Origin of the sequence: Algoriphagus kandeliae (assembly GCF_004571135.1) — a bacterium.
GTDB classification, from domain to species: domain Bacteria; phylum Bacteroidota; class Bacteroidia; order Cytophagales; family Cyclobacteriaceae; genus Algoriphagus; species Algoriphagus kandeliae.
Genome location: NZ_SPSB01000004.1, coordinates 121,842 through 142,124, shown reverse-complemented (window position 1 = coordinate 142,124; position 20,283 = coordinate 121,842). Strand labels below are relative to the sequence as shown.

The window sequence follows — 20,283 nt, the reverse complement described above, 5'->3', positions numbered from 1 at the left end:
TGCTACTTAGCTATGCTTCTTTCTTAGCCATTCTAGCTCTTTCATTTTCATCCAAATAGATCTTTCTCATTCGGATATTTTTTGGCGTGATTTCCAAGTATTCATCTTTTTGGATGTATTCCATGGCTTCTTCCAAGGAGAATCGTTTTGGCGGAGCAATACGGGTATTATCATCAGAACCTGAGGCACGCATGTTGGTTAGTTTCTTTCCTTTTTGAACATTCACCACCAAGTCATTGTCTCGAGAGTGTTCACCGATTACCTGACCTGTGTACAATTCATCTCCTGGCTCGATAAAGAAAATACCTCTATCCTGAAGTTTATCAATCGCATACGCAGTACACTGTCCGCCTTCCATAGAGATCAAGGAACCGTTGATTCGGCCTGGGATAGGGCCTTTGAAAGGCTCATATGCTGAGAACCGGTGGTTCATGATGGCTTCTCCTTGAGTAGCTGTCAAGACGTTATTTCTCAAACCGATCAAACCTCTGGAAGGAATTTTGAACTCCAAGTGCTGCAAATCGCCTTTAGGCTCCATCACCAAAAGTTCACCTTTTCGCTGAGTAGCTAATTCGATTACTTTTCCAGCTGTTTCCTGAGGTACGTCTACTACCAAGGTTTCAATAGGCTCACACTGTACACCATCAATTTCCTTGAAGATTACCTGAGGTTGCCCCACTTGTAGTTCATAGCCTTCCCGACGCATGGTTTCGATCAAAACAGACAAGTGAAGAATTCCTCGTCCATATACGATAAACTTATCTTCTGAATCAGTAGGCTCTACGCGAAGTGCCAGGTTTTTTTCCATCTCCTTCATCAAGCGATCCCGTAGGTGACGGGAAGTCACAAACTTGCCTTCTTTACCAAAGAAAGGAGAGTTGTTGATCGTGAAGAGCATGTTCATGGTTGGCTCATCGATCGCGATTCGTGGAAGCGGTTCTGGCTTTTCCACATCAGCAACAGTATCGCCGATTTCGAAATCTTCCAATCCAGTAATCGCACAGATATCACCTGCCTGAACAGTCTGAACTTTGTTTTTGCCTAATCCTTCGAAGGTATGCAGTTCTTTTACTCGCATCTTTTTGATGCTACCGTCTGCTTTGCAAAGGGCAATTTGCTGACCTTCGGAAACAGTTCCTCTTTTTACTCTACCGATAGCGATTCGACCAACAAAGTTGGAGTAATCCAAGGAAGTGATCTGCATCTGCAAAGTTCCTTCTTCAATTTTTGGAGAAGGGATGTATTCCAAGATGGCGTCCAGCAAAGGAAGAATAGAGTCTGTTGGGTTTTTCCAATCCGGTCCCATCCAGTTTTGCTTGGCTGAACCATAGAGTGTATGGAATTCCAATTGCTCTTCAGTAGCGTCCAAATTGAACATCAAGTCGAATACGGCTTCGTGAACCTCATCCGGACGGCAATTTTCTTTGTCTACTTTATTGACTACCACGATTGGAGTCAAGCCTAGTGAAAGTGCTTTTCCCAATACAAATCGGGTTTGAGGCATTGGGCCTTCAAAAGCATCAACTAGGAGAATCACCCCATCGGCCATTTTCAATACGCGCTCTACTTCTCCTCCGAAGTCGGCGTGACCTGGGGTGTCAATGATATTGATTTTGGTGTCCTTGTATCGGACAGATACGTTTTTCGAAAGGATGGTAATCCCTCTTTCCCGCTCCAAGTCATTGTTATCCAGGATCAAATCATCGAATTGCTGATTTTCCCGGAAGATTTTGGAAGCGTGGATGATTTTGTCGACTAGGGTAGTTTTTCCGTGGTCAACGTGTGCGATAATCGCGATATTTCTGATATTCTGCATGCTCTGCGTTTTTCAAGCCGCAAAGGTAGGTAAAAAAGATGGGAAGAAGGTTATGGCATTGTGAAGTATTCTTTGATTCTACTAAGAACTAAAATAGCACATGTTTTGGGTCAATTTCATACAAAGGCTGATTTTGATTTCAGTTTCCAAGCTTCATAGCTACTCAGGGAATGGATCACCACAATAAAGCAACAAGTGACAGAGAGATAATTCACCAAATAATCAGGGACTAGCTTATCCAATCCAAAAACCCGGGGAAGGTTAAGGAATACATTGTAGAAGTGAAGAGGAAGCGTCAAATAGGAAGTAAAATGATTGCTAAAGACTGATCTTACCCTGATTCCCGAATTTCCAAAAAGTGTTCGAATGGCTTTGGTTTTTTTACGTGACCTGTAAGTGATATAAAGCATAAAACCCACCAAATAAACCAAAGGAACCAAAAAAAGGATAATGACCTGCATCTTCCAAGTCAGTATATTTACCAATAGGGTCAAAATCCCAACCAAAGCGAGTGTGAAGGCCATTTTAGGCCAAGAGAAGTAGCTTTTGATCAAGGTCCATTGCGTAGAGCGGATGGATTTTTGAATATTCTTGTTGAGCTCACTCTGAATTTTATGGCAGTAGGCATAAGTCCATTTTTGATCTAATGCCTCTAATTCCTCGTCGAATTTTTCTTCCGGCAGATTTTCCAGATGACTGAGGTAGTGGTCATAAATTTCTCCGAGTAACTCAACCGCATAAATCTCTTTCTTAAGAATGGATTGTTGGACAGCCTGAAGTTCGGATGCGTTTAGCTTTCTCATTTAGATTGAAAAATTAGAATTTCAAATCAGGATTTAAGCCTGGATTAATGATACGTTGCATATTCTCCACAAAAGCCTGTAGCTCGGCAAGTTTGGAGCTTACTTCCTTTTTTCCGGATTTGGTCAAACTGTAATATTTCCGAACGCGATTATCTACTTGCTGGATTTCTGTGGTGAGCAGGCCTTCCGCCTCCAATTTGTGCAGGGCGGGGTATAGGGCCCCCTCTGTAATTTTGATTTCACCTGCAGTCAATTCCTTGACTTTTTGGGTGATTTCGTAGCCATACATTTTATCATTTTCCTCTAGAAGTTTGAGGATAATGGTTTGAAGGCTTCCTTTGATAAGATTATTGTTGGACATAGCAAAATAGCATCAATGCCCAAATATATAAAAAGATTATATACCTAAGAAAATTAGGTAATAAAAATATGCCAAATGAGGGCTAAATATCCTCTTTTTGAATTTTTGAATGAAGTTCAAGTAATAAAGGAAGGGCTGCTGAACCGTACCATTCTTTCAGTACCATTTTCAAAACCCCTGCCTGTATGGAAGGATCACTTTCGGTAAGTTTTTGAGCTTCTTCGAGTGACTCCACATTGAAAAAGAACAAACCCCGTAAATCTTCATTCCCAAAGAAGGGACCTGCTAGGACCATTTTCCCCTCTTCTGCCAATTTGTTGATATTGGCTAGGTGACCTTGCTGTAGTTTAGCACGTTCTTCAGCACTGTATTCATTAACACGGTCGCCTCGGTAAAGGAATGCAATCACGTATTTTTTCATCCCGTAATCATCAGCACCGAGTTTGGTGGCTAATTCTTGATCAAAATCCGGGTTTTGTGCGAAAGCTCCTCCGATACCTGCTAGGAAAAGGAAAAAGCTAAGATAAAGTGTCTTCATAGAGTATTATTTAAGGATAAGGGCAACTGTATCGGATTTGGTCCTGACTTTTAGCCAATTGAGCAATCTATTTGTTTCTGCTGTATTTGGTTTCCTGGTAAATTCCGCAAAAGCCATTAGAAGCGTATCAGTTTGGGCTTTTTCCAAATCACTTAATACCGTCCGGTTTAGGGTGAATTTACGCAAATTAGGATGGTTTATCTTTGCTTCTTGGGCAATTTCAGGACCCAAAGCCCGGATTTGTCCATAATTGGCTACTTCTTCCTCCAATAGTGCGATCCGTTCGTCCTTATTTCTGATGACTTCTTCATTTCGCTCATAGAGATCTTTGAGAATATCTGATCGAAGCACGTTGAGGTCGGTAGAGGAATTGCCGCTTTGCTGGATAATGATTTCCGTTCCACCCAAATTATAATCAGCTGCTTTGGATTTGGTGATTTCCAAAATCTCCTGATCCAATTCTTCTCCAATCAGCATCACTTCGATTTGTGGTGGATTGCTGGAATAATTGAAATTGGAATTTAAAACCTGGGTACGAGGGAACTTCATTTCAACCTGAATGAATCTTCTAGCTTGCTCCTGCCAGAGTGTTCGAACTACTATCCCATAGGCTAGGTAGACACTAGGAATGATTGTCAGTAACGTGAAAAGTGTGATGTAGGTTTGAACTCTTTTTTCCTTTTTTTCATCCATGAATTCCTTCTTTGGAAACTTCATAAATCGGACGATCAAATAGGTCGAAAGAGAGATGAAAACCGAGTTGATAAAGAAGAGATAAAAGGCTCCAAAAAAGTAATAAAAATTCATGGTGGCCAAGCCGTATCCTGCGGTACAAAGAGGGGGCATCAAAGCGGTCGCGATAGCCACTCCGGGGATGGCATTACTCTTCTCTTTTCGGGAGCCAGCGACGATCCCGGCAAGGCCTCCGAATAGGGCAATCAGCACGTCCCAAATGGTCGGTTCTGTTCGTGCCAAAAGTTCGGATTGAGCATCGTCCAAAGGAGTAAAAAAGAAGTAAATCGAAGAGGTCAAAATCGCTATGAAAACAGCCACTCCCAAATTGCGCAAAGAGCGTTTCAATAACTCAAAATCATTGATGCCTGCAGCTAGCCCAATTCCCATGATTGGACCCATCAAAGGGGAGATCAACATGGCACCAATAATGACAGCGGTGGAGTTTACATTGAGACCTATGGAAGCCACAAAAATGGCAAAGATGAGGATCCATAAATTGGCACCTTTGAACTCTACATTTTTCCGGATGTACTCTATGGTATCAAGTTCATCTTCCTTTCCCTCGTGTAAATCAAAGCGGTCTCGGAGGTAAATCAAAAAACGGATTAACTGACTTCCTTGTCTTTTTTTCGGGGCTGTTTGCTCCATCATAAGAATTCTGTTTATGCATGCAAAATACTTACATATAGGTAAAATCTATCGTGATTGAGTCTCCTTTTTTCTGGCCCGAAACTTGAAATAGGAGATAGGGGAGTCTTCCAAAGAATGATTTTTAAGAAAAAGATTTGCTATAATTTTTAATTAGAAAATAATTTAATAAATGAATCTTAACTAATTGATTTAAAATTAAATATATTGATTTTAGGACTCTCAAAATTTTGTTAGGCTAAAAAATTTAGGATAGACTAAAAATAAAACTTTCATTTAAAAATTCCCCTTTTTAGTATTTCGAGATATTTTTAACCATTGAAAATTCTATCTGGTATTTATTTTTCAAAAGCTCAGTAAAATCAAGTAACTAGAACTTATGCCTCGATTACTATTTTTAGACGACGATCGAATTCAGCATCTTTTAATGCGGAAGTTATTTCAGTTGCATCTTCCAAATTGGGACTATGAGTTTTTTGAAAATGCCCAAGCGGCCAAGACATGGTTGTCTCAAAATCCTGTTGAATTAATCATTTCAGATTTGAATTTAGAGACTGAATCCGGATGGGATTTTGCTGCTGAAATCAGTACTTTTTCGAATGCTCCCTTGGTCTTTTTGACCAGCAATATTTCACCTGAAGACAGTCAAAAAAAGGTGCAATTTTCTCAGGTAAAACTTCTCCTCGAAAAGCCTTTGAATGAGTCGGGATTTGCTCAGATTTTGGAGGTCTTAAATCAGTAAATTTTGTTCCCTTGAAAGGTGAGAACAAGACTGATTTTTCATTTCTATTTTGGTCCGAATTTTTGCCTCTTGATTCGAAATATCAAGTCCAAAATTCGTGATGAATTTTAGCCCCAATTTCTAACTAATAAATCGATTTTGAACAAGGGTCAAAATCTATATTTCAAGTCAAAATTCTTTTCTTTTTTCTAGGTATAAAGCGGTCTCAAGTGGATCAATTTTGGGTTAAATTTTAAGACTCATTTTAGAGGGAAATTGAAGTAAATTTTTCCTCTAATAATCCTGAAATTTTCCACTTGAAAGTGGACCTGAAACCTGGGATTTTGAATTGTCTTAAGGCTGTTATTCTTTGTTTTTTACTTTATCTCGACAAGTGTATTCAAAAAATTAAATTCAAAATTCTAGAATATGGCTCTAATGAAAGCTTTTATTTTAATGGTCATGAATGGATGGAAATCATATTTTAATCGAAAGCTCGTTATAGAATAAAATTTTGTTTCAGGTAGCTAAAGTTTCGTTAAATTTAAAGCTGATATTGAAGTCGTTGATTTTTATTTTATTTTCTTTGCAATGCTTCCTGCGGGTAATTAGACCAAACTCTTTAGATTTAGCATCCTATGGCTGAAGAAGCAGACGACCGTAAACCTTTCCTCTCGAAAAAAATCGACAAATTTTTCACAGGCCTCGCTGATGCCTGGAATTTTGTTAGGCGTTTTTGGCAAGAGGTATTTCTTCCACCTTATGAATTTAAGGAGGTAATTCATCAATGTTACCGGATTGGAGTGGAATCTCTTCCGCTTATTTCATTGACAGGGTTTATTGTCGGAATTGTATTTACCAATCAATCCAGGCCTTCTCTTTCGGAATTTGGAGCTACCTCTTGGTTGCCTTCATTGATTTCTATTGCTGTCGTTCGAGCAATGGGTCCTTTAGTGACGGCTTTGATTGCTGCAGGAAAAGTAGGGTCCAGTATTGGTGCCGAAATTGGTTCCATGAAGGTGACAGAGCAAATTGATGCTATGGAAGTATCAGCTACCAATCCCTTCAAATTCTTGGTAGTTACCCGAGTTTTGGCTACCACCTTAATGATTCCGATTTTGGTCATGTACACAGATTTTGTTGCCCTAATCGGGTCTTTTCTGAATGTCAATGCCAATGAATTGGTCAGCCTTTCCACTTTCTTCGTTCAGATTTTCGAATCAATTTCCTTCTTAGATATCTGGTCTTCTGTTTTAAAATCACTTCTTTTTGGATTTACCATTGGGATAGTGGGATGCTATAAAGGGTATCATTCATCGAAAGGAACCGAAGGGGTTGGACGTGCTGCTAATTCAGCAGTTGTTATTTCCATGTTCTTGATCTTTATTGAAGAATTGCTTGTTCTTCAGGTAGTAAATGCAATTCGAGGGATGTAGCCATGTCAAATAAAGTTGTTGAAATAAGGGGTTTGTACAAAAGTTTTGGTGACTTGGACGTCCTGAAAGGGGTTGACTTGGATCTATTTCGAGAAGAAAATTTGGTTGTCCTAGGTCGATCAGGTACAGGAAAATCCGTATTGATCAAAATCATGGTTGGCCTTTTGAAGCAAGATAAGGGTCAGATGGAGGTTTTGGGGCAAGAAGTTTCCAATCTTACACAGAAAGAATTGAATGCCTTACGGCTAAAAATTGGATTTTCTTTTCAAAATTCAGCTTTGTACGACTCCATGACTGTACGGGAAAACATGGAATTCCCGCTAGTTCGAAACATCAAGAATCTGACAAAAAAGGAGATCACATATAAAATTGAAGAGTTGCTGGATGCGGTAGGACTACCACAGACCATCAACCAAATGCCGTCTGAACTTTCCGGAGGTCAGAAAAAACGAATTGGTGTTGCGCGTACCCTGATTCTCAATCCTGAGATTATGCTTTATGATGAGCCTACTGCCGGATTGGATCCGATCACCTGTGTGGAAATCAATAATCTGATCAATGAGGTTAGGGAGCGATATAAAACTACTTCCATTGTGATTACCCATGACTTGGCCTGTGCAAAAATGACAGGCGACCGGATGGCGGTCTTGCTTGATGGTCAATTCAGAGCAATGGGTACCTTTGAGGAAGTATTCCCTCATGCAGAGGACAGGCGTATAAAATCATTCTACGATTATAATTTTATTGAATCATGAGAGGCGAAAATAAACGGTCCGTTATCGTCGGAATCTTTGTTTTTCTGGGAATTGCCATTCTTGTAGCAGGAGTTCTGACTTTAGGAGGGCAGCAGAAAAAATTTGTCAAATCCATATCGCTTAAAGCTGTTTTTGATGATATCGGCGGTTTGCAGACAGGAAATAATATCTGGTTTTCAGGTGTAAAAATCGGTACCGTGCGTAAGATCAACTTCTATGGTGATTCCCAAGTTGAGGTTGAAATGAACGTGGAGGAATCAGTAGCAGAATTTATTCGAAAGGATTCCAAGGCTACCATCAGTTCTGATGGTTTGATTGGAAATAAGATTATCGTGATTTATGGCGGTTCTACTCAAGCTCCGCCAGTTCAGGATGGAGACAGATTGGAGGCGGTGATGCCTTTGGATACGGATCAGATGATGGAAACCCTTCAAGTGAACAATGAGAACCTGGTTGAAATTACCAATGATCTCAAACTGTTGACAAGTAAGCTAGCGCAGGGAGAGGGTATTGTAGGAGCTGTGATGACGGATTCCTTATTGGCTGAGAATTTTAAATCCATTTTGGCCAACCTGAACCGAGCTAGTATCAACAGTAATCGCATGTTGGACGAATTGAATAGATTCTCTGGAAAGTTAAATGAGGAAGGAAATCTGTTCAATGATTTAGTAACCGATAAAGAAATTGCTCAGGATATACGCGCAACCATGGAGAGCTTTAAATCGGCAGCAGCAAATACTGAGGCTTTGACTCAGAAATTGACTGATATTTCTGAAAAGCTCAATGACCCGAATAATACTCTAGGTTTGCTTCTTAATGATCCGGAATTTGCTGAATCTTTAAAGAGCACCTTGATTAATACCGACTCTGCTACCTATAATCTGAACCGTGGAATGGAAGCCTTAGAATATACTTGGCCATTCCGAAAAGGATTCAAGAGGAAGGCTAAGGCAGAAGCAAAAGAACAAAACCAATAATTCATATCTCAAGCCCGTTGGAAATACCTGCGGGCTTTTTTATGGCTAAAAAAGTCTATTCAGGTTATTTTTAGCAATTATAAAATTTTCATTCCATCGGGATTAGATTCTTTATTCCCCAAGCATAAATCTTATTTTTGTGCCCAATCCTATTGAAACCTATGTTATCGAATATTAATCCTATACATACAGACGCTTGGGCTAGATTACAAAGCCTGTCTGAAAAATATAAAGACCTTACCATTTCCAGCTTGTTTTCAGAGAAGGAGCGCTTTGAGCGATATAGCCTGACCCTGGAGGATATCTTGGTTGACTACTCTAAAAACAGAGTCAATGATGAGATTTTTAAGGCTTTGTTGGATTTAGCTAGGGAGACCAAATTACATGAAGCTATTGAGGCCATGTTTTCAGGTGAACCGATCAATGGCACTGAAGGTCGGGCTGTATTGCATACTGCGCTTCGGAATCGTTCAAATACCCCCGTTTATGTTGATGGGGAAGATGTAATGCCTGAGGTAAATCGGGTTTTGGAGAAAATGAAGGTTTTCTCCAACAAAGTCCAAAAAGGACAATGGTTGGGATATACCGGAAAGCCTATCAAGAGCTTGGTAAATATCGGTATTGGTGGGTCAGATTTGGGTCCAGTCATGGTGACGGAGGCCTTAAAACCTTTCCAATCAAAAGATTTGGAAATCTTTTTTGTCTCCAATGTGGATGGAACCCACATAGCTGAAACTTTAAAGAAAGTCGATCCGGAAACTACCCTCTTTTTTATCGCTTCCAAAACCTTTACCACGCAGGAGACCATGACCAATGCGCATACTGCAAGAAATTGGTTTTTGGATCATGCAAAAGATGAAAAAGCTATCGCAAAGCACTTTGTAGCCCTATCCACCAACCAAAAAGGCGTGGAGTCTTTTGGGATCGATCCTGAAAACATGTTTGAGTTTTGGGATTGGGTAGGCGGTCGTTATTCCCTTTGGTCTGCCATCGGACTTCCAATTGCCTGTGCTATTGGCTTTGACAATTTCGAACAATTATTGGCTGGTGGTCATGCCATGGATTTACATTTTAGAAATTCCATGTTTGATCGAAATATCCCTGTGATTCTAGCTTTGATAGGGATTTGGAATACCAATTTCTTGGGAGCTTGTTCTGAGGCTATTCTTCCATACAATCAATACATGCATCGCTTTGCTGCCTATTTTCAGCAGGGGAATATGGAAAGTAATGGCAAGTATGTCTCTAGAACGGGAGAGAAGGTCAGCTATACTACAGGGCCTATTATTTGGGGAGAACCTGGAACTAATGGGCAGCATGCTTTTTATCAATTGATACATCAGGGAACCCATTTAATCCCTTGTGATTTTATTGCTCCTGCGATTTCGCATAATCCTATTGGGGATCATCATCAGAAATTACTTTCCAACTTCTTCGCACAAACAGAAGCTTTGATGAATGGAAAGACTTTGGAGCAGGTTCGAAAGGAAATGAATCAGGCAGGAAAGTCTGTTGAAGAAATTGATCGAGTTGCGCCACATAGGGTATTTGAAGGAAACCGACCTACCAATTCTATTTTAGTGAAAAAAATCACGCCTTACATTCTTGGGATGTTGATTGCCATGTATGAACACAAAATCTTCGTTCAAGGGGTAATTTGGAATATTTTCAGCTTTGATCAATGGGGTGTAGAGCTTGGGAAAGTTTTGGCAAGCAGCATTCTGCCTGAACTTCAAAATGATGAGGAAATCACCTCTCATGACAGTTCAACCAATGGATTGATCAATGCTTACAAGAAGATGAGGAGAGTATAATATAAAAGTATCTATTACCTTTTTTTGTCAGATTGAGCGGAGTGGGCTTCGACTCCGCTCAGCCTGACAATCGACTCCGCTCAGCTCGACCTTCGACTTCGTTCAGCCTGACAGTCGACTTCGTTCAGCCTAATAGCAGAAAGGCTTTCTTAAAAATCTTTTTCTATTCTTTCAATAGCTTGATTCCAACAGCTTCGACCCCTTTTAATTGTTCCTCCCGCATGTATTGGAGTAGTACAACCGAAGCCGTTTGCTCATTGATTGAAAGAGGGACAGTATCGAATTTTGTATAAGTACTGCCAAAGCCTTCTCCTAGTGGTTCTCCTTTAGGATCAAATAAGGTGATATCGATCAATTCATCCTGCAGGATATTTTTCAAAGAATCCCGCATCAACACTCGGATATAGCAATTGGAAAAGGGGTACTCATCTTTAAAGCGAACGCCTATTAAGGATTGACTTGGCTTTTCTGAAATAGATGAAATCTCATAAATAAGGCTGTCCTGCATTCCCCAGCCATTTGGAGAAATCGTCTCATAGGTTTCGTATATCCTGTTTTCAGAGCAGGATGTCAAGACGATTGAAAATGCAAATAGAAGTCCTATCCACTTATTCATCACCTTTTCCATTATTAGGTTTTTGGTTCTTTCTAGGTGGAAATCTACGTTTTTGACGTGAGTTGTTTGAATCACCGGATGCTGAAGCCGTTCCCTGATTTTGGTTTTTGGTTTCATTGGAACCAATATCCGGTTTTTGCCGTGGTTTTCTTCTTGGGTTCCTTCGCTTTTGGTTTGGATTGTTGTTTGCCTTTGCTTCCTCCCGAGGAGCATTTTGATTTACTTGTTTAGCATTTCCGATCTGCTGATTGGAATTAGAAGGTTGAGCTTCTTGATTACGAGGCCTATTTCGGTTCTTTTTCTTCTTCTTTTTCTTTTTGGAGAACTTCTTATCCAAAAGTTCCAATTCCAAAGTAGACTGTGCAGCCATGTCTTCCAGTTCGGTGGATTCATTCACCTGAAGGTTGAAAACTTTACCTCCCTGGGCATTGATTTCCAAAATTTCAATTACCCGATCACAACTGATGCTATGCCAGTCATTATCGTTATTGTAGCTAAACCACATCAATCGACGGAAGATATCAGTCTTCTGAAGCTTGGCAGGACCTTGCTCCGTTTGAAGAGGCTTTTCTACGGTTGGAATATTCTTGATAGCCTCGATGTAGGTGTCCAATTCGTAATTCAGGCAACATTTCAGGCGTCCACATTGGCCACTTAGTTTGGATGGATTTAGGCTGAGGTTTTGATATCTCGCTGCTGATGTACTGACATTTTTGAAATCCACAAGCCAAGTGGAACAGCATAATTCTCGTCCACAAACACCAATTCCTCCTAATCTTCCTGCTTCTTGGCGAAGGCTGATTTGGCGCATTTCTACCCGGATTCGGAATTCCCCTGCTAGAATTTTGATTAATTCCCTGAAATCTACCCGCTCTTCTGCGGAATAATAAAAAGTCGCCTTACTGTTATCTGCTTGATATTCCACATCAGACAGCTTCATTTTAAGCCCTAATTCCTGAATGATTTGGCGACAACGGTAAAGGGAAGGGATTTCACGGTTTTTAGCTTCCTCCCATTTCTCAAGGTCTTTTTGGTTGGCAATGCGATAGATCCGGGTGATATTATCATCATCCCGAATTTTTCGTTTTTGCATTTGCAAGCGAACCAATTCTCCCTGAAGGGAAACATAGCCAATATGATGTCCGCTTGGTACGTCCACTACCACAGGATCTCCTGTGTGAAGATCCAAATAATCAACATTTCTGAAATATTCCTTTCGACCTCCTTTGAATTTAACTTCAACAATGTCAAAGTTATCCACTTCGGGAATCCCCATGTGGGCCAACCAGTCAAAGGAATTCATTTTATTACAATCGCTCGTGCCGCAGGTTCCGTTATTCTGGCATCCTCCGGTACCTCCTGTAGAGGTGGAGCAGCTACTACATCCTGACATATATTGCTACAGGACCAAGTCCTGATTTGATTTGGGTTTATTTAATCAATTTGAGAATATCCTGTCCGATATCCTTTCGATAATAGTGGTCTTTCCAGCTGATTTTTTCGACTGTTGAAAAGGTCCGCTGCAAAGACTCTCTCAGGTCTTTTCCCCGACCTGTGATGGCTAATACCCTTCCTCCTTGATTGGTTAAATCTCCGGTTTCATTTCTTCCCGTTCCAGCATGGAAAATGGTCGTATTTTCCTCATCTGATGGGAGGGAAATTACAAACCCCTTTTGATAGCTTCCTGGATAGCCTCCGCTGACCATTACGACTGTAGTGGCATAATCAGGAGAAATTTCCAACTCATAATCTTTGAGGTTTTCGGTAGCAATCGCCCAAAGTAAGTCCACAAAATCACTTTCAATTCTAGGCAAAACGGCTTCGGTCTCCGGATCACCCATTCGGACATTGTATTCAATAACGTATGGATCTCCATTTTTATTCATCAAACCGATAAAAAGGAATCCTTTGTAAGGAATGTCTTCTGCTGCCAAACCAGCGACGGTAGGTCTCACAATTTGCTCTTCCACTTTGTCCATAAAGTCCTTATCTGCGAAAATAACCGGACTCACAGCTCCCATTCCTCCAGTATTCAATCCTGTATCTCCTTCTCCAATCCGTTTGTAGTCTTTTGCCTCTGGGAGGATTTTATAACTTTTACCATCTGTTGCTACAAATACAGAAAGTTCGATACCGGTCAAAAATTCTTCTACCACCACCTTTGCGGAGGCTTCTCCGAATTTTTGATCCAAGAGCATTTCTTTGAGAGAATCTTTGGCTTCTTCCAAAGTCTGGCAGATCAAAACCCCTTTTCCTGCAGCCAAACCGTCTGCTTTCAGGACGATGGGAAGACTTTGTTTTTCCAAATAAGCAAGGCCTTGCTCAAGTTGGTTTGCATCAAAGGTCTCATAAGCTGCTGTAGGGATTTGATGACGCTGCATGAATCGCTTTGAAAAATCTTTACTCCCTTCTAATGTGGCTCCAAGCTTAGATGGGCCTACTACAGGAATAGATCGAGTCGATTCCTCACTAGCCAAATAATCAACCAAACCTTTCACTAAGGGCTCTTCTGGGCCTACTACCACTAAGTCGATTTGGTGATTTAGGATAGCAGATTTGATTTTATCAAAGTCAGAAACGCCAATGGATAAATTGGTGGCTATCGCCGCTGTTCCGGCATTTCCCGGGGCGACAAAAAGTTGAGTACATTTTGGACTTTGTACAATCTTCCAAGCGAAGGCATGTTCACGTCCTCCGCTTCCAAGCAATAGTATATTCATTTAATTACTTCGATTTAATTAGCATGATCGGAAATAAACTTGATTCGATAGACTCGCAGCTCATCTTCTGCGAAATCTTCGTCTTCAAGTTCATCCAATGCAGCTTGAATGTTGTCGCTATCTGCATTCATAAAATAATCATGGACGATCTCCTCACGTTCCTCATCCATGATGTGATGAATGTAGTAATCGATATTAAGTTTGGTTCCGGAGTAGATAATCTGCTCTATTTCCTGAAGCAGTTCATCCATACTCAGATTGAGATTTTCGGCGATTTCATCTAGGTCAATTTTCCGGTCAATCTGTTGAATGATAGATATCTTCACCTTAGACCGAGCACCGGCAGTTTTTACAACAACCTCAGAAGCCGTTTCAATCTCATTTTCCTCCACATAATTTGCAATGAGTTTGAGGAAAGGCGCTCCAAATTTAGCGACTTTTCCCATTCCCACTCCATTGATTTGTGCCAGCTCTTCCCGTGTGGTAGGGTAGAGGGTAGCCATTTCTTCCAAGGAAGGATCTTGGAAAATGACATAGGGGGGCAGTCCTTTTGCTTTTGCTACTTTTTTACGCTCAGCTTTGAGCAATTCAAAGAGCTTTTCATCATAGGCTACTCCACCGGCAGATACATCCAATTCAGGTTGTTCATTTTGAATCTCCTGCTCATAGTCATGATCCTTGTAAAGATCGACTTCAAATGGATTTTCAAGGAAATCAAACCCCTTTGGAGTTATTTTTATGACGCCATAGTTTTCAATATCCTTTTCAAGGAAATTCATCACTAAGGCCTGACGAATCACAGAGGTCCAGATTTTGGAAGTCTCGCCTTTGCCTTTTCCATAGACAGGAAGTTCATTATGCTTGTAGCTTTCGATGTAATCATTGGTCTCACCCAAGATGACATTTACGAGATGATCCAAGCCAAATCGTTCGTGGGTTTGTTTTACGGCTTCAAGGACTGTTTGCAGTGGCTCCATTCCTTCGAAAGTCTCTCGCTCCCGCTTGCAATTGTCGCAATAGCCACAATCCTCTTCTAAGGTCTCTCCAAAATAATTGAGAATAAATTTCCTTCGACAAACTCCAGTTTCGGCATAGGCCGCCATCTCCTGTAAGAGGATTTTAGCATTTTCCCGCTCAGTGACTGCTTTGTCCTTGTTGAATTTGTCCAGCTTGATGATGTCTTCATAGCGATAAAACATCAAGCAGTGGCCTTCCAAACCATCTCGACCTGCCCGTCCAGTCTCTTGGTAATAACCCTCCAAAGATTTGGGTACATCATAGTGAATGACATAGCGAACATCAGGCTTGTCTATGCCCATCCCAAAGGCAATGGTAGCCACGATCACATCCACTTCTTCATTGAGGAAGTCATCCTGATTCTTCATCCGGACGGAGGGCTCTAATCCCGCGTGATAAGGGGCAGCATTGATTTGATTGACTCGTAGTAAGTCGGCGATTTCCTCTACCTTTTTTCGGCTGAGGCAATAAATGATTCCAGACTTGCCCTTATGAGATTTGATGAACTTAATCAGCTGCTTTTTGGTCTCGTTTTTCACTTTAGCCCGAACTTCGTAAAATAGATTAGTTCGATTAAAGGAGGATTTAAACAAGTCCGCGCTCTCCATGTGAAGATTGCGTTGGATGTCCTGCTGTACTTTAGGAGTAGCAGTAGCTGTCAGCGCAATGATGGGTAATTCTGGTGCGATTTGGGCGACAATGGATTTTATTTTCCGGTATTCCGGACGAAAATCATGTCCCCATTCAGAAATACAATGCGCTTCATCAATAGCCACAAAGCTGATTTTAGCGGATTTTAGAAACTCGATATTATCCTCCTTGGTGAGGGATTCAGGCGCTACATAAAGCAGCTTGGTTTTTCCGGCTAAAACTTCCGATTTGACCCGGTTTGACTCCGACTTGGTTAGCGTGGAGTTCAAGAAATGGGCATTGACTCCAATGGCGTTGAGTTGGTCAACTTGGTTTTTCATCAATGCAATCAAGGGTGAGATTACAATCGCAGTCCCTTCACTGACCACCGCAGGTAATTGATAACAAAGTGATTTTCCTGCTCCAGTGGGCATAATCACGAAGGTATTTCGATCTTTGAGAAGATTGTCAACGATAGGTTCTTGGTTGCCCCTGAATTGACTAAAACCAAAGATTTTCTTTAATTCCGATTTAACTTTCTCTTCCACTGTAATGGGTGATTAACAGGTGTCAAAATCTCAATAGATGGATTACTTTTATACCTTTGTACAATATTAATGAATAACGCAGGTAAAGTTGAATTTAGCGAAAAATATTAGAAAAACTGCCACGCGGGTTTTGCAAAATGAAGCAAATGCAATTAAAAACCTGATTGAATTTTTAAATGGTGATTTTGAGGCTTGTGTAGAGTCAATTTTAGCTTCAAAAGGTAGGGTAGTGATCACTGGGGTAGGAAAAAGCGCCATCATCGCCAATAAAATTGTAGCCACCTTAAATTCCACTGGTACTCCTGCCTTATTCATGCATGCAGCCGATGCCATTCATGGAGATTTGGGTATGGTACAGCAGGAAGATGTGGTGATTTGTATTTCGAAAAGTGGAAATACCCCCGAAATCAAAGTGCTAGTTCCCTTATTGAAAAAGAGAGGTTCCCTGCTAGTTGCCTTGGTTAGTAATACTAACAGCTATTTGGCAGAACAAGCTACTTATGTCCTGAATGCCACAATCGATGAGGAGGCTTGTCCGCTTAATTTGGCACCTACCACTAGTACGACAGCACATCTCGCCTTAGGGGATGCTTTGGCAGTATGTCTTCTAGAAGCAAAAGGATTTACTTCGGAAGATTTTGCAGAATACCATCCGGGAGGGTCTTTAGGTAAGCAATTGTACCTAAAAGTGGAAGATATTATCCGAAAAGATGAAATCCCTTTGGTTCGAGATACTGCTGGAATTGCAGACGTGATCGTGGAAATTTCCAGCAAGCGATTGGGAGCTACAGGAGTAGTCGATTCGGAAGGGAAATTAGTAGGAATTGTAACTGATGGAGACCTTCGAAGGATGCTCCAAAAAACCTTGGATATCCAATCTCTCGTAGCTAGAGATATCATGACACGAAATCCCAAAACAATAGCTAAATCCGAATATGCCATCCGTGCTCTGAATAGTATGAAAAAGCATAATATTACACAGCTGGTTGTCCTAGATGGCGAAAATATTGCGGGATTTATCCATATTCATGAACTTATGAGAGAAGGAATCGTCTAATCGAATCAATGCAGGAAAAACCTTTTATTGTCATCATGGCGGGAGGGATTGGTTCCCGTTTTTGGCCCTATAGTCGCAGAAAAAGACCCAAACAGTTTTTAGATATTCTTGGCACTGGACGCACTTTGCTCCAAATGACCTACGATCGGTTTCGAGAGATTGCCGAACCTGAACAGTTTTTTGTAATTACCTATCGGAAATATGTGCATTTGGTAAAGGAACAGCTTCCCGAATTGGAAGATCACCAAATTCTAAGTGAGCCCAACCGTAAAAATACAGCACCTTGTATTGCCTATGCCGGCTATAAAATTCATTCTATAAAGCCTGGTGCAAGCATGATTATCACGCCCTCAGACCACTTGATTCAGCAGGAGGGGAAATTTTTCAGTGCCATTAAAAATGCAATTAAAGCTGCTCAGACGGAAGAGAGGTTAATTACTATTGGGATTAAACCAAACAGACCTGAAACAGGATATGGGTATATTCAATATGTAGAGGGAAGTGGAAAAGAGGCTTTGAAGGTGAAGACTTTCACAGAAAAGCCTAACGTGAAACTTGCCAAAACCTTTTTGGAAAGTGGGGATTTTGTCTGGAATTCCGGGATGTTTGTATGGAAAAGTACCAGTTTGGTTCATGCCCTTGAAAAGCACATGCCAGACCTTGCAGAGGTATTCCATGAAGGAATGGAGAATTTCGGAACTGACAAAGAACCCGAGTTTATATCCAAAGCCTACACCCAATTCAAAAATATATCGGTTGACTACGGGCTAATGGAAAAATCCTCTGATGTCTATGTCATCTTGGGAGATTTTACCTGGTCAGATTTAGGGTCATGGAGAAGCCTTCATGAAATCCGGGAAAAGGATGAAGAAGGAAATGTAGTGGAAGGAAATGCCTTACTTTTTGATACCAAAAACAGTTTTATCAGGTCTGATTCTGAAAAGCTGGTTGTGGTCGAGGGACTTGAAAACTACCTAGTGAGCGAATCCGAAAATGTCTTATTGATTTGTCCTCTAGACGGAGAGAAACGATTCAGACAATTCGTGACTGATGCCCGTAAAAAAGGGGAGGATTTTATTTAATCAGGCCTTTCGCTGTCGGATAGCTTCATAAATAGCTACTCCTGCAGAAACCGAAACATTCAGGCTGTCGATATTTCCTGACATTGGAATTTTCACCTTGTCGTCTGCGATTTGAAGGATTTCAGGTGAAATTCCGCTTTCCTCAGAACCCAAAATCAAAGCAGCTGGCGCAGAAAAATCTGCTTCATACATTTCCTTTTCTGACTTTTCAGTAATTGCCACCAGAGAAAGTCCCATCTTCTGTAAATCCCGGCAAGCAAAAAACAGATTTTTGACTCTAGCAACAGGAATGAAATTAAGGGCTCCGGCTGAAGTTTTTACCGCTTCTGCATTGATTTGAGCACTTCCTTTTTCAGGAATGACAATAGCATCTACTCCAGCGCATTCTGCTGTACGGGCAATGGCACCAAAATTTCGCACATCGGTCACCTGATCCAAAACAAGAAGCAAGGGAGATTTTCCTACCGCATAGCAATTGTCAATGACATTGTCCAAAGAAGCGTAGGAAATAGAAGATAAATGAGCAATTACTCCCTGATGATTTTTTCGGGTAATTCGATTCAATTTTCCCTCTGGAACTCTGACAACAGGTATTCCTGCTTGCTTACTTTCGCGGAGAAGTTCTTTGATCAGATCATTGTTGGCATCCTTTTGTACGAGGATTTTATCAATTTCTCTAGCAGCGTGAATTGCCTCTAAAACTGCACGAGTACCAAAAATAAAATCTTTGTCATGTTCGCCTTTTTCGATCAAAAAGCCATCTTTCCGCTTCTCCATTGGGATATGTTTTTGAACCAAACCGGCTGATATGCGCGGGATCGGTTGAGAGTATAATAGTGGGGAATAAGAATATTCTTAACGCGCGCAAAGGTAAATCGAATTTTTGAACTTTCGCCCATTCCCTGATAGCTCCACACTTCCCGATCCAGGTAAAAATTGACTTCCTGAGGTGGTCCCATGATAATGTAAACCATTCCTTTGTCGGTTTTCCAACCTTCTTTGAAGTCTGTAAATAGAATATTTGCGAATTCAACTTGACGGAAATACTCTCGAATTAAGTCTTTGGCAATTTCTGGATTGCGGGTAAGTTTCAGCCAATATTCATCCAAAGCCTTCTTTTTATCCTGAGCCATTAGTAAAGTCTCGTGCTCTTTTCGGGTAGAAATGTAGGTCACCATTTGAACCATTTCATCCCAATCTCTCACTTTAGGAAAAACCTCATGTGTGGTCTTAATTAAGAGCCCTGTCAATTGGCTCGTATCCTGCTGAAAGAAATAATATCCTTGTGAATCCAGCGCTTTGGGAATATTTTCTAGGAAATCCCCTTGGTCAATTACCTCCAATTCTTTTGGAACGGGAGCTGGTTTGGTTTCCATTGGTGGATAGGGGACTTCAAAGTCCATAGGGTAAAAGAAAGAATGAATGTTTGGACCTTGGGTGGTTTTGAACAGTAAGGCTTCTTCAGCATTCAAATAGTTCTGGTCAAAAGGAACCTCATTTGCATAATAGGCTCCAAAAGTAGGATGATCTTCTACAAAAGGACTTTTCAAATCAATGTGGTAATAATATTCATCTCCCTGTCGAGTATCCAAGGCAGTAAATAGAACAATCGCTTGAGTTTGGTCAGCAGGTAGTATGATAGTTCTTTCGTAGACCCAGTGCCGGTCTGTATCATATCTCAGATCCTCAGAAGCAAAAAGTTGGGTATCTTCCGGTTCAATGCTTTGTTCATAGCTATTCAATATTGCGTAAGAAAAATTGTAAGCATTCAAGTCAGGATTTTCTTCAATCTTTTCCGCTACAAACTGTACACGATATTGATTGTCATCCACCTTGATGGGGATGATTTTTAATCCCAACCGGGAATATCTGGAATAGCGTAGTGCCTGATTAAGATTGCTCAGGTTTTGCTGGGCAAGCAAAGAAAAAGGGAAGCCGAGAACAAGGAGAAAAAATATCCGGATAAGGAGGTTTTTCTGCTTCATTGAGTTGATTTCAGAGGTTTTAAA

18 protein-coding genes are annotated in these 20,283 nt (G+C 40.8%); 7 read left to right on the top strand and 11 right to left on the bottom strand.

The features are described 5' to 3' along the window. Positions 1 to 10: 10 nt before the first annotated feature. From typA to E4S40_RS12810, 5 genes are all read right to left on the bottom strand, one after another. Entirely contained in the window at positions 11 to 1,816 is a 1,806-nt protein-coding gene (gene typA / locus E4S40_RS12830) for a translational GTPase TypA (RefSeq protein WP_135074745.1), read from the bottom strand. A gap of 116 nt (positions 1,817 to 1,932) precedes the next feature. Further along, positions 1,933 to 2,619, bottom strand: a complete 687-nt coding sequence (locus E4S40_RS12825; protein ID WP_135074742.1) for a hypothetical protein — start codon at positions 2,617 to 2,619, stop codon at positions 1,933 to 1,935. 13 nt (positions 2,620 to 2,632) lie between these two features. Next, positions 2,633 to 2,980: a PadR family transcriptional regulator gene (locus tag E4S40_RS12820; protein ID WP_135074739.1), complete on the bottom strand. Its 348-nt coding sequence runs from the start codon at positions 2,978 to 2,980 to the stop codon at positions 2,633 to 2,635. An 82-nt stretch (positions 2,981 to 3,062) separates the two neighbouring features. Next, entirely contained in the window at positions 3,063 to 3,518 is a 456-nt protein-coding gene (locus E4S40_RS12815; RefSeq protein ID WP_135074736.1) for a YciI family protein, read from the bottom strand. A 6-nt stretch (positions 3,519 to 3,524) separates the two neighbouring features. Then, positions 3,525 to 4,904, bottom strand: coding sequence for a TIGR00341 family protein (locus E4S40_RS12810; protein ID WP_317129228.1), 1,380 nt, complete (start codon positions 4,902 to 4,904; stop codon positions 3,525 to 3,527). 376 nt (positions 4,905 to 5,280) lie between these two features. Between E4S40_RS12810 and E4S40_RS12805 the strand changes: the two genes are divergently transcribed. The 5 genes from E4S40_RS12805 to pgi all read left to right on the top strand — a co-directional run bounded on the left by E4S40_RS12805 (position 5,281) and on the right by pgi (position 10,604). Beyond that, positions 5,281 to 5,643, top strand: coding sequence for a response regulator (locus tag E4S40_RS12805; RefSeq protein WP_135074731.1), 363 nt, complete (start codon positions 5,281 to 5,283; stop codon positions 5,641 to 5,643). Between the two features lie 617 nt (positions 5,644 to 6,260). After that, positions 6,261 to 7,058: an MlaE family ABC transporter permease gene (locus E4S40_RS12800; RefSeq protein ID WP_135074728.1), complete on the top strand. Its 798-nt coding sequence runs from the start codon at positions 6,261 to 6,263 to the stop codon at positions 7,056 to 7,058. A gap of 2 nt (positions 7,059 to 7,060) precedes the next feature. Further along, on the top strand, positions 7,061 to 7,813 hold the full coding sequence (locus tag E4S40_RS12795; protein ID WP_135074725.1) for an ABC transporter ATP-binding protein: 753 nt from the start codon (positions 7,061 to 7,063) through the stop codon (positions 7,811 to 7,813). Then, positions 7,810 to 8,790 carry an MlaD family protein gene (locus tag E4S40_RS12790; protein WP_135074722.1) on the top strand — a complete coding sequence of 327 codons (981 nt, stop codon included), beginning with the start codon at positions 7,810 to 7,812 and terminating at the stop codon, positions 8,788 to 8,790. The genes E4S40_RS12795 and E4S40_RS12790 overlap by 4 nt, the downstream gene beginning before the upstream one ends. Before the next feature lie 161 nt (positions 8,791 to 8,951). Next, positions 8,952 to 10,604 (top strand): glucose-6-phosphate isomerase, encoded by a 1,653-nt coding sequence (gene pgi, locus E4S40_RS12785; RefSeq protein WP_135074719.1) that lies wholly within the window; start codon positions 8,952 to 8,954, stop codon positions 10,602 to 10,604. A gap of 163 nt (positions 10,605 to 10,767) precedes the next feature. Here pgi and E4S40_RS12780 read toward each other — a convergent pair whose 3' ends face one another. The 4 genes from E4S40_RS12780 to recQ all read right to left on the bottom strand — a co-directional run bounded on the left by E4S40_RS12780 (position 10,768) and on the right by recQ (position 16,135). Next, positions 10,768 to 11,232 carry a gliding motility lipoprotein GldH gene (locus tag E4S40_RS12780; protein WP_135074717.1) on the bottom strand — a complete coding sequence of 155 codons (465 nt, stop codon included), beginning with the start codon at positions 11,230 to 11,232 and terminating at the stop codon, positions 10,768 to 10,770. Beyond that, positions 11,213 to 12,523: a PSP1 domain-containing protein gene (locus E4S40_RS12775; protein WP_237563193.1), complete on the bottom strand. Its 1,311-nt coding sequence runs from the start codon at positions 12,521 to 12,523 to the stop codon at positions 11,213 to 11,215. The genes E4S40_RS12780 and E4S40_RS12775 overlap by 20 nt, the downstream gene beginning before the upstream one ends. A 127-nt stretch (positions 12,524 to 12,650) precedes the next feature. Then, positions 12,651 to 13,940: a phosphoribosylamine--glycine ligase gene (purD, locus tag E4S40_RS12770; protein WP_135074713.1), complete on the bottom strand. Its 1,290-nt coding sequence runs from the start codon at positions 13,938 to 13,940 to the stop codon at positions 12,651 to 12,653. A gap of 14 nt (positions 13,941 to 13,954) precedes the next feature. Next, on the bottom strand, positions 13,955 to 16,135 hold the full coding sequence (gene recQ / locus E4S40_RS12765; RefSeq protein ID WP_135074711.1) for a DNA helicase RecQ: 2,181 nt from the start codon (positions 16,133 to 16,135) through the stop codon (positions 13,955 to 13,957). An 88-nt stretch (positions 16,136 to 16,223) separates the two neighbouring features. Between recQ and E4S40_RS12760 the strand changes: the two genes are divergently transcribed. Next, a complete protein-coding gene (locus tag E4S40_RS12760; RefSeq protein ID WP_135074709.1) occupies positions 16,224 to 17,192 on the top strand; it encodes a KpsF/GutQ family sugar-phosphate isomerase in 969 nt (322 codons plus the stop codon). An 8-nt stretch (positions 17,193 to 17,200) separates the two neighbouring features. Then, positions 17,201 to 18,274 carry a mannose-1-phosphate guanylyltransferase gene (locus E4S40_RS12755; RefSeq protein ID WP_135074707.1) on the top strand — a complete coding sequence of 358 codons (1,074 nt, stop codon included), beginning with the start codon at positions 17,201 to 17,203 and terminating at the stop codon, positions 18,272 to 18,274. Here the strand turns inward: E4S40_RS12755 and rlmB are convergent, their stop codons facing one another. Together rlmB and E4S40_RS12745 are read right to left on the bottom strand one after the other, a co-directional pair. Next, positions 18,275 to 19,051: a 23S rRNA (guanosine(2251)-2'-O)-methyltransferase RlmB gene (rlmB, locus tag E4S40_RS12750; protein WP_135074705.1), complete on the bottom strand. Its 777-nt coding sequence runs from the start codon at positions 19,049 to 19,051 to the stop codon at positions 18,275 to 18,277. Further along, positions 19,024 to 20,259, bottom strand: a complete 1,236-nt coding sequence (locus E4S40_RS12745) for a GWxTD domain-containing protein (RefSeq protein ID WP_135074703.1) — start codon at positions 20,257 to 20,259, stop codon at positions 19,024 to 19,026. Before E4S40_RS12745 ends, rlmB begins: the two co-directional genes overlap by 28 nt. Positions 20,260 to 20,283: the final 24 nt, after the last annotated feature.